The sequence below is a fragment of the Streptomyces sp. NPDC053673 genome (assembly GCF_055585225.1).
Map to the genome: position 1 here is coordinate 1 of NZ_JBVJKN010000037.1, position 15485 is coordinate 15485.

The following is a 15485-nucleotide window of genomic DNA, read 5'->3' on the forward strand; positions in this document are numbered from 1 at the left end:
GCAGCCGGCATCTGGCACAACTGGACTACCAACGCCAAGACCAAACGATCTCTGATCGCCTACGACCACTGAAAACATCGGACTCATTCATCTAGGGTCTGTTGCGAAGCAAGGTTCGAATGGGGGCGGAGTGCGAGTAACGAATCCGAACATTCAGGCAGTTCACCGGACGGTCGACGCGGTCAACGGACTGACGGCACGGTGGGCGGAGACGGCAGTGAGCGGCACGGTTCTCTCCGCCGCCGGCGTGTGGCCGCTGCTCGCCTTCCTTGCCGACGGCGCGAGCGGCTCGACGCGGGACCAGTTGGCAGAGGTTGTCGGACTGCCCGCAGAGCGGGCTGCACACGCAGCACGCCAGTTCCTCGTCGCACTCGACGGGGTACGCGGAGTGGACGCGGCGCTGGGCCTGTGGACCAGCCGGAAGCTGAAGGTACGCAATGAATGGGCCGCAGGGCTGCCGCCACATGCCCACCGAAACCTGACCGGGTGGCTCAGGTCTGATCAGAGGGCGCTCAACGCATGGGCGGCCGAGCGGACCGGCGGGCAGATCAATCAGTTGCCGGTCGCACTGAGCAGGGACACCGAGTTGGTGCTGGCGAGCGCGCTCGTCCTGGAGACGGAGTGGATACGCCCCTTCACTGCCGACTTCGCCCGCCCCCGATCGGGCCCGTGGGAAGATCGGGAACTTGCCGGACTGCAGCGCACCACCTCACTGCTCGACCGCGTGGGCGTGGCGGACACCCCTGCCGGGCAGATCACCAACCTCAGAGTGGTGGGCACTGCCGGCATGGACGTGCATCTGCTCCTCGGTGAGGCGGGCATGTCCGCGGGCCAGGTACTGAGGGCGGGCGTCAACATCCTCGCCGGGCGGCACCAGGTCGTGCCGGGAGACCAACTCCCTTACGGAACGGCTGGACCTGGCGTGACCGTGTGCGAGGTGCGCCACTTCCGCCCCGCCCCGCCGAAGCTCCATGTCAACACCGTTGCCTTTGACATCTTTGCCGAACACGACCTGACGGACCACGCCGACCTCTTCGGACTGCGCTCGGCGACCGACCGGTCCGCAGGGCGCTTCCCCGGCATCAGCGACCGGCCGACGGCGATCGGCTCCGCCAAACAGGCTGCGACCGCGGCCTTCACCGACAAGGGCTTCAAAGCCGCGGTGGTGACCGCAGTGGAGGCGGCGGCAGGCAGCGCCCGGCTTCCTGAGGAGAAGTACGTGACCACCGAGGTGTACGCGGCTTTCCATCACCCCTTCGGCTTCCTCGCCGTGCACCGACTGTCCAATCTCGTCCTGGCCGCCGGTTGGGTCACGGACCCGCAGCCGTACCGTGAGGAGAGACTTTCCTGGTAGCCGGAGAGCAGCCCCGAGCCTGTGTACGGACATGGGCACTTGATGGCCGCACCTTCACCGATCCTCACCACAGCTGCAGGCCAGCGATCACCCGACGGGGCGGAACAGTCGTACAGGACAAACGAAGCAGCTGCTCATGCCTGGTCAGGCACGGCGCGGGCGCCCGCGACAACGACGCTCCCGTTGTTGGATCCGTCTCCTTCCACACCATGCGCACCATGTTCGGTGACCGGACCTGAGGGCGCTCGCCGCCAGGCATCAGTACGCCCTGGCCCAAGGCGTTTCCCTGCCTGGTCAGCACGCTGATCCGGTAACGGCCCAATCTCGTCGTTCAAGGCCGCCAGCGGGGCGACTCGTCGTCCGGGTCGTCCGGGCTCGCGAAGTGGAAGGGGACGGAGAGTTGGGCAGCGAGGGCTCTGCCGGCTCTGTCGGCCGCGGCCGCTGACGGGTGGAGCCGGCCGAGGTCCTCGTCACCGAGGTGCCGCACGGCCGTGCCCCAGTAGATGGTGGCCAGCGGATGCTCGCCCGCGGGGTCAGCGGTGACGGCGAGCAGGTTCACGAACCAGTCGTGGACGGTGTCGCCGTCCCAGACGGCCTCGATCGCCAGGACGCGGCCGGGGACGCCGGCAGCACGAGCGGCCAGGGACTCCAGGTCGAGCGGGCTGTCGGGTGTGCGGGCGATCCTGTCGCCGTGGTGGAGGTAACGGTCGTGGACAACAAGTTGGGCGCCGTTGAGATCCAGACCGCAGGCACGGCCGGCTTGGAGAACGATGCTGATCGCTTGAAAGCGGGCGTCCTGGAGGACGTAGCCGTCGACCTGTTCGCGGATGCCGCTCGGCAGCGACTCCCACCATTCGGCTGTGGTGATGTCCGTCATCCGGGTTCTTCCTGTCTTCCGTACGGCTCTTACGACAGAGCCCGCCGGACACAACTGTACGTACAGCCTCACAACTGCCCGTACTTGCGGGCCGGAACGAGGCTCCGGCCCGAAAGCGGCAGCGGGTGTTCTGCAGCCAGGTCCGTAAGGTGATCCCTTCGGCGGCAGTGAGCCCGTAACCATCGTGTTGGAGCCCGGAGCGATGCCGACCGCAGGGCCGTTGAAGGCCGTTCACGGCCCCGAGGCGTTCAGCCTCATTCAGTCGGGCCCTGCGGCTGGAGTTTGCAAGCTGGAAGACTGGTGAAGATCTCGGCTTCTGGCCCCAGTCGGCGTTCAAGGCGTGCTCGAACTCATCCTCGATGGTGCTTGCGGGCATGCCCTCCATGAAGTCGAACAGCGGGCCCGGGCGTGCTCCCCTGGCTTCAAGGCCACGCTGCGGGCCATCGCGACCCTCGACTCGCGCACCGCCCGGCAGACCGACGCCGACCTGTACCCCCACGTCCGCTTCAGGGACGCGCCGGTGGGGCGGGACAACCGCCCGTCGCCGTCGCTGACCGAGCCTCACGCACTTCCCTCTGCTGGAATGCACGCCCGCCGGCGAACTCCTCCTCGCCCACCGCAAGCAGCACCTGCTGCTCCGCGTGCCGGTCCCGGAGAACCTCGATGGCTTGGCGGCTGCGGTGGAAGCCGCCCTGAAGGGCTACGGGACCGGGCGCACCGCACTGAAGAAGCTTCACAACCCGGTGAACTGGCATTGGGTGGACAACTCCGCCCAGGTGCACCGCTTCTGAGGGGGGTTCTTCTGGAGGTGCCGGGCGAGCCCGCCGGCGCCCGCGACGGGTACCCTCAAGGCGGCGAGCCTCACCACGAGCTTCCCGCGTCATGCGTTGTCTGCACACACGCGCTGCGCGCCTCACTCGTTGGCGGCGTCCAGCATGTCCCGCACCCGCGTGATCTCCCAGGGGGCGTTCTCCACGGGCCAGTTCGCGCTCAGCTCCTCAAGCATGGCGCGATGGTCCTCGATGACCCCTTCCCACATCAGCCCCCATGCCGCAGCGGCTTGAACCTCTACCTCGGGGCAGCGCGTCGCCCGTACGAGCGCGTCCACGGAGTTGGTCCCCTGCGACTCGTCCAGCAGTTCCAGCGCCCTGACGCGGTCATTCAACGGCACGTTCTCGTCGCAGGCGACATTCCCAAGCGCCTCGACGAGCCGCAGGTCAGCCTCCTCCGCGTCCTTGAACACCGCTTCCACTGCATCGAGAGCCCGCTCGCGAACGTGATCACTCGCGGCGGACTCCACGACCTCGGCCAGCAGGGACGGCTCTTCAGCTGCCACGACGTCCAGCGCCGACAGTGCGGTGAGATGCTTGGCCTCGGGCCCGTACATGCGGCTGAGCTCGGCCGGTGAGGGAGGCTGCCGCAGCACTTCCCGGATGCGATCAAGGACGAGTGCCCGTTCCGGTTCACGCGCTTCCTCGCCACCCCGCTTCACGGCACCGTCGGGACTCCACCAGTGGTCGAGGGCGATGCCCACGGCCGCCTGATCGTCGTGAAGCGGCTCGACCTGGCCGACCGGTCGACGGTCGAGGCGTTCGTGGCTGCCTCGGACGGTCCAGGTCATCTTCGACGACCTGGACTACCGCTTCCGCCCGTACGACCCCTGGACCTCCTACGGCCAGTCGAAGACCGCCAACATCCTGTTCGCCGTCGGGGCCGCCGAGCGATGGGCCGACGACGGCATCACCGCCAACGCGCTGATGCCGGGCAACATCGCCGACACGTCGCTGGCCCGGCACATGGGCGCGGAGCAACTGGCCGGCTTCATCGAGACGACCGGACTCGCACTGCCCCTTCAGAAGACCGTCGAGCAGGGCGCTGCGACCTCGGTGCTGCTGGCTGCCTCACCGACAGTGGACGGCGTCACCGGCCGCTACTTCGAGGACTGCGCGCAAGCCGCACCGGTCACCGAACGAGCCGGTGCCATCGCGGGTGTGGCGCCCTGCGCCCTGGACCGGGAGACCGCTGCCCGGCTGTGGTTCGTGTCCAAGACTCTCGTCCGCCAGGTGCTTCTGCGTGGCGGGGAACTCAACCTCGACCGGCTCATGCACGCCACCATCCGTGCAGCCGCGGCTGTCTCGCCAAGGGTGCGCGCCTCCGTCTGCGGCGAGGGTCCGCGGATACTGCCGAGCAGCAAGCCACTCACCACCGAGTCGCCCACCCTCGCGGGTGGGCGACTCGAAGTCATGTTGCTAGAGCAGCCGGTCGATCTGCCGCTCTTCGACCTGCTCTTCCCTGTTCGTCTTCTCGTCGCGGACGGTGTACTTCACCTGGGGTGACTGGCCCTGGACTCGCTGGATCTGGCCCGTGTGCTTCTGGTTGTCCTGCCCCTGGTACTGCACCCGATCGCCCTTGTTGTAGTCCATTGCTGTCTCCACTTCTCGAAGTTGACCTGCACGGACTGGCCGTCTGCCTGAGGCGCGGCTCACTCCGCCGCGTATCCGCTCTCAATCGCGGGTCGCGCTGTTAGAACACCGTGATTCGTGACCACCGGCCACCGGTGTAGGCCGAATGGGGGACGCAGTTCTTCTCCCAGTCGACGGAGCAACTGACCGGCAAGCATCGAGGAAGCTGCTGCCGGCGTTGTTCTCCCACTCATGACCTGGTGATCAATTCCAAGGGGTGCTTGTGGAGACGAGAACGAAGACGTTCAAGATCGTTTTGTGACGAATGGTTTGGACGCCCTCGCGACCAACTTGGCCGCCCCGGCTTGCCACCCACGCTACGGATACCGGTCCGGTGGCCGCCGATCACTTCCGCGACGGCCGCGGCGACCTCGACGGCGAAGCGCACCCGGCCCGCGGCGTCGCCTCCCCAGGTATCCGTGCGCTGATGGGCGTTGGGGGCGATGAACTGGTGGATCAGGCAGCCGTTCGCGCCGTGGAGTTCCACCCCGTCGAAGCCGGCGGCTATGGCGTTGCGCGCCGCTTCGGCGAAGTCGGCGATCGTCCGCACGATCTCGTCGTGCTCCAGCTCCCTCGGCGTGACGAAGTTCTGCGGGTCCTGGTGGGTGTACACCTGACCCGTCGCGGCGACGGCGGAGGGGGCAACCGGGACCAGGCCGTCGGGCAGCAGGCTGGGGTGGCCGATGCGGCCCGTGTGCATCAACTGCGCGAAGATCACCCCGGCTTCGCGGTGAACCGCGTCGGTCACCTGCCGCCAGGCGGCGACCTGCTCGGCGGAGTGCAGGCCCGGCGCGTCGGGAGGGCCCCGAAAAGAACCGGCCAGCCCTTGCTCGGGGTGACCTCACACCTGCTCGGTGGATCTCCCCACCCAGGCGGCGCCTGACCTGGGATCGCTGGATGGAGCTCATGGCCGGAGGCATGGGGAGGGAGCTGCCGGACGACGAGCTGTTGCGCGGCCGCGTCATGGAGTACGTCGACTGGGGCACCCGTATCGCCCGCGACATCTCGGCGGGCCGGGTCGGCGAGGACTTCGGTGAGCCCGGCCCCACCCCGAGGTGGGGGTGGGGCCGGACCGGAGGGCCGGAGTAGGCCGTGTGGCGGGAACAGGCAGGTCAGAAGGTGTAGACGCCTCCGTTCAGGAGGGCGGGAGTCGTCCCGGCGACGGGGGAGAGGACCGTGAGCGTGTTGGCGGTGGCGGAGACGTGCCCGGCGCCGTCGCCGGGCCACCAGCGGGCGGCTCCGGAGGAGTCAACGGCCGCGAAGTCGGTGTGGCCGTCGGAGTTCACGTCGCCGGTGAAGTAGCGGCTGTACGCGGCGAAGGAGGTGCCGGACGCCAGCTGTTGCGCGGCGGACAGGCCGCCCTTGCCGTTGCCCTTCCACCACCGGAGGGTGCCGCTGGAGTCGACGGCGGCGACATCGGTGTTGCCGTCGTCGTCGAAGTCGCCGGTGGGGACGCCGGCGTAGCCGGAGAAGGACGTGCCGGGCCACAGGTCCTGGCGGGCGCCGAAGGTACGGTCGCCGTTTCCGGGCCACCACCACAGGCTGCCGTCGAAGCCGAGGCCGACGATGTCGGTGAGGCCGTCGGCGTTGAAGTCGCCGCCGGAGACCGCCTTGACGGTGCTGAACGAGGTGCCGGACATCAGGACTGTGGGGGCGGACAGGATGCCGTCGCCCTGTCCCAGCCAGAAGTTCAGCTGGCCCTGGTTGTTGATGGCGATGAGGTCGCCGAGGCCGTCGTTGTTGAAGTCGCCGCGGGCCGGGTGGAAGGACGAGCCGAAGGCGCCGCCGATCAGGGTGCGGTTCTCCAGGTGCCGTTCGCCGGTGGTGGCGTCACCGAAGCCCGCGAAGTACCAGATGTTGCCGTCGCTGGTGCGGTTGAAGACGTCCATCTGGCCGTCGCCGTCGGTGTCGTCCCAGGAGCGGGTGTCGGCCTCGCCGGTCTCGAAGGGCAGGTGGAGCAGCAGGCCGGTACCGGAGTACGTGTCAGCGGTCGCCGCGGCGGAGATCTCCTGGGCGCTCAGCGCCCGGTCATAGAGCACCACGCTGTCGATCGACCCCGCGAAGGGCTGCGCGCCGTCCAGCCGGTTGCCGACCTGGAGCGGCTGGGGGCGGGCCGGCGAGACCGCGCCGCTCGGCGCGGTGCCGGTGGCGACCTTGGTGCCGTCGATCCACAGGCTCAGCTCCTGGCCCGCGCGTTCCAGGGCCACGTGGTGCCAGACGTTGTCGTTGTAGCTCGACGTGGAGTACAGCGTCATGCTGCCGGAAGCCGTGGTGGCGTTGGCCGCGATCCGGTTGTTGGCGGGATCCGCCCGGATCCACAGCTGCGGCAGCCCCCCGCCGACGCCGAAGCCCCAGAGGATGCCCCGCAGCCCTGTGGTGGAGCTGTACTTGAAGTCGGCGGCGGCCGTGAAGTCCCCGCTGAGCTGGGCGTACGCGGGGCTCGGTGCGACGTCGACAAAGCCGGCGGAGGTGTCCGGGGCCAGCGTCACCGCGCGGCCGAACTTGCCGCCGGTCAGCCGGGCACGGCCGCGCAGGGTGGCCGCGTTGCCCCCGGCGGTGTCCGGGGTACGGGCGCCGGTCACCGGTCCGGTGAGAACGGTCTGGCCGGCGGAGACGATGGTGAAGCGGACCGAGGTGTGGTCGTACGTGGTGTCGGTGTCCTGCCACGGGTCGGGCCCGGCCTCGTAGATCACTCCGAGACCGCCCGACGCGGTGCGGGTGAGGTCGGAGTAGCCAGCGCCCGCCTTGGCGATGGTCAGGCCCTCGGCGGGCGTCTGCCAGGTGGCGCCGTCGTCGAAGGAGGAGCGGAGCTTGAGGGTGCCCTGCAGCCTCGGACTCGCGGAGTCGTGGTAGACGGGCTCGGTGATCACCAGCTGGTTGAAGCTGTCACCACGCGGGACGCTGTTGAGGGACAGCACCGGGGCGAAGACCCGCGCACCGGGCAGGTTGGCCGGGGTCACCGTGCCCCAGGTCTGGCCGCGGTTGAGGCTGATGGCCTTGTTGCGGTTGGTGCCCGCGGTGGCGTCGGCGTCGGTGCTGGCCTGGTTGTTGCGGGAGGTCATGTAGAGGCTGCCGTCGGCCAGTTGCGCGATGCTGGCCTCGCCCGCGAACAGGGGCGTGGCGTTGGTGGTGATGTCGCCGCGGTGCCAGCTGGCTCCGTGGTCGTCGGTGTAGATGGCGGAGGCGTGGTGGCCGTCGTTCACCCACGTTCCGTCGGTCGCCGGGCGGCCGTTCTGATACGCGGGCGCCAGCAGCCGGCCCTCGTCGTCGGCCGCGATCGGACGCAACTGGATGCCGTGTCCCGGGCCGGGCTGGAGGAAGCGGACGCCCTGCTGCTCGGTGGCGGGCTGCGCGTCCAGCCTGGGGTTCACCTGGCTGGTGATGTCCTTCCGGCCGACCCAGGTCTGGCCGTTGTCATGGCTGTACATGGCGAACGTCTGGATACGGTTCGGCTGGCCGTCCGTGCCGGTGACGCCCCCGTTGGTGAGCAGCCGCACGCTGTAGAGCAGCACCACCTGGCCCTCGACCTGACCCGTGTCCGGGTTCTTGTACGTGGCGTCGACGATCGGTGTGGGCTGGGCGTTGATGGCCGGCACGCCCAGGTTGGCGGGGTCACTCGACAGACTGCGGGCGATGATCTGCGGCGCGCTCCAGGTGGCGCCGCCGTCCGTCGACGCCCGGCTCACGATGTCCATCTCTTTGGTGTCCTCGCACGCGCTGCCCATCCGGGCTTCGGCGAAGGCAATCAGCGCCCCGGTGCCGGTGCGGACCACCGAGGGGACCCGGAAGCATGCGTAGGTCCGGCCGCTGACGGTCGTGTTCGAGGTGAACAGGGTTGGCTGGCTGGGAAGTTGGGGTGGCTGCGCGGTGATGACGGGCGCTGCTGTCGCGGGTGCCGGGGCCACCAGTGCGGCGCCGGCGATCAGCGGCAGCAGCAGGGCCCGGACGACGGCGGAGAGATTCATGCGAGGAAGCTATGACAAGGTCATGTAACGGTCCAACGAAATGCCGTCGGCCCGGTCCGTGATGCGGACCGGGCCGACGGCGGGGCGGGGTGATGGGTCCGTCAGGTCTTCTTTCGGAAGTGGGCTTCCGCACCGACGTCAGCTTGGGTGATCTCCGTCAGCAACGAGTCCAGTCCCATCGCGCCAGCGTCCCGCTTCAGCGACGCCAGCAGCGCGGCGCCCTCCTCGTTGCCCTCGGCCACCAGCAAGCAGGCGGCCGACACACGCCTCGCGCGGATGCTCGATGGCCCGGGCGCAGAACGCCCGCTCCCAACGGTTGCGGGCCGCCACCAGGACCTTCTCAACCCGCGTCGGGCCGGGCGGCTCGATCCGGTCGTCCCGGCACTGCACCATCAGTGCCTCCCGTTGCCGGTCCTCGACCAGCTCGACCGGCCCAACGTCCGCCGCCAGCCACACTGTCAGCCGCTCCTCATCCGCAAGGGTCGACGGGCGGAACCCCAGCGCCTCGCGGATCTGCTTCCGGTCCCGCTTCGCTCCCGCCGGGTCGTACTTCGCGAGCTCGCCCCGGCACCTTCTGCCGAGCGATTGCCATCGCATGTTCGTGCGCGACACGGCCCGGGAGCTGTCGGTCCGTGGACTTCCGCCGGGCAGGGCTGTGTTCCTCGGGGCGTTCGAGGACGGTGTCAACACGTATTGGCTGCTCATCGACAGCGGCGAGGTCTGGATGGTCCGGGGCTATGAGGGCGGCACGGATCGGGAGCACGCGCTGCTCAATTCCTCGGTGGAGCGTCTGGAGCGCGTCCTGCGCGTGTGGGAGGCATTCGTCTACTCCGGTAGGAGCGATGCGGGCGACGACTACGACGACTTCACCCAGGGCGTGGTCGAGCAGGCCCGGCGAGCGGACCCGGAAGCGTTCGAGAACGAAGAGTCCCGCGTCACCAGGCCAGGCTTGCCTCCCGACCGCGGAAGCGCGCCCCGTGACGAAGATGGACGAGAGCGGCCGGCAGTCGGTCGACGAAAACCAACCGGTGCTTCGCGCCGGCGCCCGGTCCCTGCTCGCCGAGCGAGGGTGCACCGTCAGCCCCGACTTGCGGCTGCGGACCCTGTCCGAGGTTGTCGACCATCTCGGAGCGAGACGCATTGCCGGGGGGCACCCGTGGACCGGAGGGCGCCGGCGCCTTGCGCCGGAGACTCCCTTGTGCCAGAAGCCATCTCCCTTTGAATCGCCTTGTGTCGAGCGTTTGACACAAGATCCCGACCGGGGCATCTTGTACCCAGTTCTTGATACAAGATGATCTGGGGGGATCTCCATATGCTCGACACCGTCCCGCTCCAGTCCCGGTTCCTCGACCACGCCGACCACTACGCCCGCTGGTCCGGTCTGGCCATCGGCATCGTGGCCGCACAGCAGTTGGTCACGATGGAGAGCGACGACATCACGATGCCCCTGGTGTTCGCCATCACCGCTTTCGGCCTGTGCGCGGTGGTTGGTGTCCTGCTCGGCGACGCCCTGACCCTGCGTCCCCAGGAAGCGGTACGCACCGCGAGTCTCGCCCCGCGCCTGGTCCGAGACCAAGTGCCGCCCCGTATGGCGCCCCTGCTTCTTCTGCAGGCGGCGTCCCTCGTCACCCTGCTGGTGATCGGTGCGGTCACCGCCTCCTCCGGCCCCGACCGGATAGGCGGAGCGGGGCGTGTCATGACCGTCACCTGCGAAGGGATGCGCGCTTCCCTCGGTCCCTGGCCGGGCCTGTACTACAGCGGCCCGATGTTCGCCGCCCTCGCGGTCGGAACCCCGGCCTGCGTCTGGGCCCTGCGCCGTATCGCCCACGGCCCGGGCGACGACCAGCAGCGCCGAAACCGCGCGTGGGCGATTACCGGAGCCTGGGGGCTGATGGTGTCGAGCCAGGTGCTGCTCGTCGTTCTGATGATCCTCGTCGCGCTCACGGAGACGGACTGCGTCGGCCCGCTGGGCGCCGCCACCGTCGTGCTGATCTGCCCCCTGGGCCTGCTGAGCCTGTTCACCTTCGGATGGTCCCTGGTCACCGTGGTGGCACCCAGGGCGGTCGACGACGAGGCAGCCGACGATGGGACTTTCGACGATGAGTGACCCCGCCGTCCGCGTCGACACCACCAGCCAGGTACCGCCGTACGTGCAGATCCGCGCGCAGCTGGCCGCACTGATCCGCATTGGTCGGCTGGCCGAGGGCGAGCGCCTGCCGACCGTGCGCCAGCTCGCCGCCGACCTCGGTCTCGCGCCGGGCACCGTGGCTCGCGCCTACCGCGAGCTGGAGGCCGCCGAGCTGATCCGCACCCGCCGTGGCGCGGGCACCCGGGTCGCGGCGCTCCCGTCCGGGCCGCACACGCACGATGCCGACCAACTCGCCACTCTGGCCCGGGACTTCGCCTCCGCCGCCCGATCGCTCGGCGCCGGCACCGAGGACATCCTGACCGCCCTCCGCGACGCCCTGGAACCGGGCCCCGCCTCCTCTTCGGCCGCGGCCGACAGCGGAGCGGGCGGGCCCAAGACGGGTGGGGTGTCGGCGCAAGTCACAGGCGTGAGGAACAGGCTTGAGCGGCAGGCGTAAGTAACAAACGCAGGTCACAGTGGGTGATGAGTCACAGTTACGCCACGGCGCGGCCCCTGAAATGTCCCCTTCCTATGGTCCTGGCGCAGCGGAGGTGTTGCCGTGCACGCTGACCGTCGTCGTCACCGTCCGGAACTCCGACCACAGAAACGCCTCCCGAAGATCAGCGGGGCCGGGCAGCGGCAGCGGCTTGGGAATCGAACCCAGCCATCGTTCGATCGGAGGCTGCCCGGTCCCCGAGTGCACAGACCCGGAGGAGGCGACGGTACTTGTCGTAGTCGTAGCCGCGGTCGGCGAACAGTCGGCGCCGGCGGTGACGTGGTCGGCCGCGGACACCATGGATGTTCGCTGTCTCACAGCGCCAGTTCTCTCAGGCGGAAGGTGTCGTAACGGGCCGCCCGCCGATCGTCTTACTGGTGGCGGGCCAGCCAGCAGGGCTGCCCCGGCCCGCCGAGCAGCGTGTTGCCGGAGTTCCCGGCAGCACGGAGCACGACCGCACCAGGAGTTCACATGACAATCAAGCCCGAACCGATTCCGGACAGGTATCGCCGCGTCACGCCCTGTCTCACTGTTCAGGGTGCCGCGAAGGCTCTCGAGTTCTATGCAGAAGTGTTCGGTGCGACCGAGCGCATGCGCTTTCCCGGTCCCGGTGGGACCATCGCGCATGCCGAGATCGAAATCGGCGACTCGGTCGTGATCATCGAGGATGCGTCCCCGGAGCGGGGGACCCAGGCGCCCCCGCCCGGTGGCCTTGCCGGGTCTCCCTCGTTCCTGTTCGTCTACGTCGAGAATGTCGATGCCGTCGTTGCGCGAGCCGTGGAACTCGGAGCTTCGCTTCAGCGGGAGCCTGAGGACCAGTTCTACGGCGACCGGGACGGGTACATCGTGGACCCGTTCGGGCACGGGTGGACCGTCGCGACGCACGTCGAGGACGTGGAGCCGGCGCAGATGATGCGGCGGATGGCGGAACTTCAGAGCCAGGACCAGGCGTAGCCGCGCCGACCTGCACACACAGAAGACAGGAGGAGTGGCGCGTGAAGTATGTGCTGTTGTTCGTGGACACCGAGGAGTTCGCCGGCGAGTTGCAGGCGATGGGACCGGCCGAGCGTGCGCGGGCCTACGAGCGGGTCAACGAGTGGTTTGCCACTCACGCGGACAAGATCCGCGGTGGTCGGAAGCTGCAGGCCCCGGAGACGGCGACGACGGTGCGGCTGGAAGGCGGGGAGCCGGTGATCGTCGACGGGCCGTTCATCGAGGGCAAGGAGGTGATCAGTGGCTACGCTGAGATCGAGGTTGCTGATCTCGACGAGGCGCTGAGGATGGCCACGACCTGGCCGGGGTGCCCGGTCGTCGAGATTCGCCCCGTGGAGCAATCAGTCCAGTGACCGAGGTGGCGCGTGACCAGCTGGCCGGCGTGGTGCGGGAACACGCCGGCCGGCTGGCCGCGTCGCTGGTGCATGTGACCGGCGACTTCGCCACGGCGGAGGACCTGGTCCAGGACGCGGTCCTGGCCGCCCTGGAGCACTGGCCGGTGGACGGGATCCCGGAGCGACCGGACGCGTGGCTGTTCACGGTCGCCCGGCGCCGGGGCCTGGACATGCTGCGACGCGAGAGCAATTACAGGGCCAAGCTGGCGCTGCTGCAGTGGCCGGCCCGGCCCGACCCCGATGAACGGCTGCGGCTGATCTTCACGTGCTGCCACCCGGCACTGTCCCAGCCGGCGCAGATCGCGATGACCCTGCGGGTGGTGTGCGGGCTGACCACCGCCCAGATCGCACGGGCCTTCCTGGTGCGTGAGTCGACCGTGGCGCAGCGGATCACCCGCGCGAAGCGGAAGATCACCGATGCCGGGATTCCGTACCGGATACCGGACGACGACGAGCTGGGCGATCGCCTGGCCGAAGTGCTCGCGGTGATCTATCTGCTGTTCAATGAGGGATACCTGTCCACCGCCGAGCGGGCACAGTCACGCGATCTCGCAGACGACGCCGAGTGGCTGGCGGCGCTGCTTCATCGGCTCATGCCGACCGAGCCCGAGGTGGCGGGGCTGCTCGCGTTGATCCGGCTGCACCGCGCCCGGGCAGCCGCCCGCTTCAGCCCCGAGGGCGGGCTGGTTCTCCTGCAAGATCAGGACCGGTCGCTGTGGGACCAGGAGGCGATCGCGGAGGCGACTCGGCTGCTGACCCGTGCCGCCATGCGGAAAAGCCCCGGCCCGTATCAGCTCCAGGCCGCGATCGTCGCCTGTCATGCCGAGGCCGCGCGGTGGGAGGACACCGACTGGGAGCAGATCGTGCTCCTCTACGACATGCTCCTGCACCTCGCACCGTCCCCCGTAACCCGTCTCCACCGGGCCATCGCCCTGCGCTACACCTCAGGGCCACAGGCCGCCCTGTCCGAAGTGGACGACCTTGCCGCCGAGCTGGACCGCTACCACCTGTTCCACGCCACCCGCGCCGATCTCCTGCGCGCGCTGGGCCGGCCGGACCAGGCTCGCGCCGCGGACCGGCTCGCGCTCGATTTGACCGCCAACCCCGCCGAGCAGGCCGTACTTCGAGAACGCCTCACCTGGACCCAAGGCTTGACGTGAGAGCGCTGGTCAGCGCAATGGTCGCGGGGGCCGGACCGAGTCGATAGCGCGGTCCGGCCGGTCCTTTTGCCGGTTGCCGGGCCGCAGACCGACTGGCGTTCGGGATCGCCGGTCAGGGCGTCCGGCGCGTCGCTGACGATAGTCACATGTGAGGTTCTGGCCGGTCGGGCCGCACGGATTCCAGGTGCTGCTTGAGTGCCGTCAGTGTGGCGCGCATGGTGCGTTCGTTGTGCTCTGCGCGGGCTCCGGTGCGCAGAGCGGTTTCGCCCAGGCGGGCAGAGAGGCTGCCGAGAGGGCCGACGCGCAGGTCGTACCAGGTCTGTTCGACCAGGGTGCCGTGCGGCGACGGGGTGAAGGTGAAGCTCCAGCGGGCCAGGGGCAGGCCGAGCTTCACTTCCCATCCGAGTACGCGGCCGGGTTCGGCCTCTGTGATGGTGCATGGGTGGTCCACCGGATACGCCCCTTGCGGTTGGCGCCTGCGAACCGTGCTCCTGCCACCGGCCGTGCCGGTTCGCCGAGCCAGCTCCCGCCCGTGCATTCCGGGCTCCACTCGCCCATCCTCGTCACATCGGCGACCGCTTCCCACGCTTGATGCGGGGTGGCGGCGATCTCTTCTCGCACGGTCACCGTCCTCGGCTCGCGTGGGCCCGTAGTGCGGTTGGCCACCACCGTGGTGCCGCGCGCTGGTACCAGGGTGATGTGCCGCATCCGTGGCTTCTCCGGGGCCGGGTCCGGCACGGTCAGGTCGATCCGAGTCAGTACCTCGCGGATGATGACCTTCATTTCGAGCAGCGCGAGTTGGGCTCCCACGCAATAGCGGCGCCCGCCGCCGAAGGGCATCCACGCCTTCTGGGCGCGGGCCGCGTCCTCGCCCAGGAAACGCTCGGGACGGAACTCGTCCGGCTGCGGGAAGGCGACCGGATCGCGGTGGATCAGGGAGATCATCGGTGCGGTGTACCAGCCCGCCGGGATCTCGTAGGGGCCGAGTTTCAGCGGCTCGTCCAGCAGACGCGGAGCGTCGTAGACCACGGGCCGGGAGCGCAGCGCCTCCTTGACCACGGCGTCCAGGTAGCGCTCGTCCTTGCCGCTTTCGAGTTCGGCCCGCAGTTCGGCCAGGACGTCGGGTGTGCGCAGCAGCCGCTCGAAGGCCCAGGCGAGTCCTGTCGCTGTTGTTTCGTGACCGGCTTCGAGCAGGGTGATCAGCTCGTCGCGCAGTTCCTGGTCGCTGAGCGGCCGGTCTTCTTCGTCGCGTGCTTCGAGGAGTCGGGAGAGCACGTCGGCCGCTCCGGGCATGGGCTCGGCGCGGCGGCGGGCGATCTCCTCGTACAGGATCGTGTCCACGGCGTCGCGTGCTCGCAGGAAGCGGGTGACGGGCAGGAACGTCATCCGGCGCAGCAGCGGCGACTTCTGGGTCCAGGCGCTGATCCGCGGTGGGGTCATCAGCAGCGCGGCAGAGCCGCCGACCTCGACCAACTCCGGGATCATGGAGCGCAGTCGATCGAGGCGTGCGGCGTCCCGGATCGATCATCGCGCTGTGTGAGGGGCTGATGCTCCAGTGGATCGTCGATCCGCAGAGTACGCCCAGCGCGCACCAGGTAATGGACGCGCTGAAACTGCTGGCACCGTTCCTCACGTCCACCGACTGAGCGCGCGTC

16 protein-coding genes and 2 pseudogenes are annotated in these 15485 nt (G+C 69.1%); 11 read left to right on the forward strand and 7 right to left on the reverse strand.

Annotation, left to right across the window (positions count from 1 at the left end):
* Positions 1-217 precede the first annotated feature (217 nt).
* Positions 218-1354 carry a serpin family protein gene (locus ACZ6ZQ_RS32885; RefSeq protein WP_469772172.1) on the forward strand — a complete coding sequence of 379 codons (1137 nt, stop codon included), beginning with the start codon at positions 218-220 and terminating at the stop codon, positions 1352-1354.
* Positions 1355-1685: 331 nt separating this feature from the next.
* Here the strand turns inward: ACZ6ZQ_RS32885 and ACZ6ZQ_RS32890 are convergent, their stop codons facing one another.
* Positions 1686-2231, reverse strand: a complete 546-nt coding sequence (locus ACZ6ZQ_RS32890) for a hypothetical protein (protein WP_469772173.1) — start codon at positions 2229-2231, stop codon at positions 1686-1688.
* Positions 2232-2899: 668 nt separating this feature from the next.
* On the opposite strand from ACZ6ZQ_RS32890, the gene ACZ6ZQ_RS32895 reads away from it, so the two are divergent.
* A complete protein-coding gene (locus ACZ6ZQ_RS32895) occupies positions 2900-3022 on the forward strand; it encodes a hypothetical protein (RefSeq protein WP_469772174.1) in 123 nt (40 codons plus the stop codon).
* A 122-nt stretch (positions 3023-3144) separates the two neighbouring features.
* Here ACZ6ZQ_RS32895 and ACZ6ZQ_RS32900 read toward each other — a convergent pair whose 3' ends face one another.
* Positions 3145-3852: a hypothetical protein gene (locus ACZ6ZQ_RS32900; protein WP_469772175.1), complete on the reverse strand. Its 708-nt coding sequence runs from the start codon at positions 3850-3852 to the stop codon at positions 3145-3147.
* Positions 3853-3988: 136 nt separating this feature from the next.
* Here ACZ6ZQ_RS32900 and ACZ6ZQ_RS32905 point away from each other — a divergent pair, with 136 nt between their 5' ends.
* Positions 3989-4567 (forward strand): hypothetical protein, encoded by a 579-nt coding sequence (locus ACZ6ZQ_RS32905; protein WP_469772176.1) that lies wholly within the window; start codon positions 3989-3991, stop codon positions 4565-4567.
* A gap of 427 nt (positions 4568-4994) precedes the next feature.
* Here the strand turns inward: ACZ6ZQ_RS32905 and ACZ6ZQ_RS32910 are convergent.
* Positions 4995-5501: pseudogene (locus ACZ6ZQ_RS32910) on the reverse strand (oxidoreductase); the annotation flags it as partial.
* Positions 5502-5590: 89 nt separating this feature from the next.
* On the opposite strand from ACZ6ZQ_RS32910, the gene ACZ6ZQ_RS32915 reads away from it, so the two are divergent.
* Positions 5591-5782, forward strand: coding sequence for a hypothetical protein (locus ACZ6ZQ_RS32915; RefSeq protein ID WP_469772177.1), 192 nt, complete (start codon positions 5591-5593; stop codon positions 5780-5782).
* A gap of 23 nt (positions 5783-5805) precedes the next feature.
* On the opposite strand, the gene ACZ6ZQ_RS32920 is transcribed toward ACZ6ZQ_RS32915, so the two are convergent.
* Positions 5806-8658 carry an FG-GAP-like repeat-containing protein gene (locus tag ACZ6ZQ_RS32920; protein ID WP_469772178.1) on the reverse strand — a complete coding sequence of 951 codons (2853 nt, stop codon included), beginning with the start codon at positions 8656-8658 and terminating at the stop codon, positions 5806-5808.
* 138 nt (positions 8659-8796) lie between these two features.
* Positions 8797-9270 (reverse strand): DUF4158 domain-containing protein, encoded by a 474-nt coding sequence (locus ACZ6ZQ_RS32925; RefSeq protein ID WP_469772236.1) that lies wholly within the window; start codon positions 9268-9270, stop codon positions 8797-8799.
* On the opposite strand from ACZ6ZQ_RS32925, the gene ACZ6ZQ_RS32930 reads away from it, so the two are divergent.
* The 6 genes and pseudogenes from ACZ6ZQ_RS32930 (at position 9254) to ACZ6ZQ_RS32955 (ending at position 13830) form a co-directional block, all read left to right on the forward strand.
* Positions 9254-9880: an SUKH-4 family immunity protein gene (locus ACZ6ZQ_RS32930; protein ID WP_469772179.1), complete on the forward strand. Its 627-nt coding sequence runs from the start codon at positions 9254-9256 to the stop codon at positions 9878-9880. The two genes, ACZ6ZQ_RS32925 and ACZ6ZQ_RS32930, sit on opposite strands and share 17 nt — an antisense overlap.
* Positions 9881-9970: 90 nt before the next feature.
* Positions 9971-10765, forward strand: coding sequence for a hypothetical protein (locus ACZ6ZQ_RS32935; RefSeq protein WP_469772180.1), 795 nt, complete (start codon positions 9971-9973; stop codon positions 10763-10765).
* Positions 10758-11135, forward strand: a pseudogene (locus ACZ6ZQ_RS32940) (GntR family transcriptional regulator); the annotation flags it as partial. The gene ACZ6ZQ_RS32935 and the pseudogene ACZ6ZQ_RS32940, both read left to right, overlap by 8 nt.
* 618 nt (positions 11136-11753) lie before the next feature.
* On the forward strand, positions 11754-12236 hold the full coding sequence (locus tag ACZ6ZQ_RS32945) for a VOC family protein (RefSeq protein ID WP_469772181.1): 483 nt from the start codon (positions 11754-11756) through the stop codon (positions 12234-12236).
* Between the two features lie 41 nt (positions 12237-12277).
* The gene (locus tag ACZ6ZQ_RS32950; RefSeq protein WP_469772182.1) at positions 12278-12628 is read left to right on the forward strand and encodes a YciI family protein; all 351 of its coding nucleotides are present in this window, start codon (positions 12278-12280) and stop codon (positions 12626-12628) included.
* Positions 12625-13830, forward strand: coding sequence for an RNA polymerase sigma factor (locus ACZ6ZQ_RS32955; RefSeq protein WP_469772183.1), 1206 nt, complete (start codon positions 12625-12627; stop codon positions 13828-13830). Before ACZ6ZQ_RS32950 ends, ACZ6ZQ_RS32955 begins: the two co-directional genes overlap by 4 nt.
* 142 nt (positions 13831-13972) lie before the next feature.
* On the opposite strand, the gene ACZ6ZQ_RS32960 is transcribed toward ACZ6ZQ_RS32955, so the two are convergent.
* On the reverse strand, positions 13973-14224 hold the full coding sequence (locus ACZ6ZQ_RS32960; RefSeq protein ID WP_469772184.1) for a hypothetical protein: 252 nt from the start codon (positions 14222-14224) through the stop codon (positions 13973-13975).
* Entirely contained in the window at positions 14221-15315 is a 1095-nt protein-coding gene (locus tag ACZ6ZQ_RS32965) for a cytochrome P450 (protein WP_469772185.1), read from the reverse strand. Before ACZ6ZQ_RS32965 ends, ACZ6ZQ_RS32960 begins: the two co-directional genes overlap by 4 nt.
* Before the next feature lie 20 nt (positions 15316-15335).
* Between ACZ6ZQ_RS32965 and ACZ6ZQ_RS32970 the strand changes: the two genes are divergently transcribed.
* Entirely contained in the window at positions 15336-15476 is a 141-nt protein-coding gene (locus tag ACZ6ZQ_RS32970; protein ID WP_469772186.1) for a hypothetical protein, read from the forward strand.
* The last annotated feature ends 9 nt before the right edge of the window (positions 15477-15485 follow it).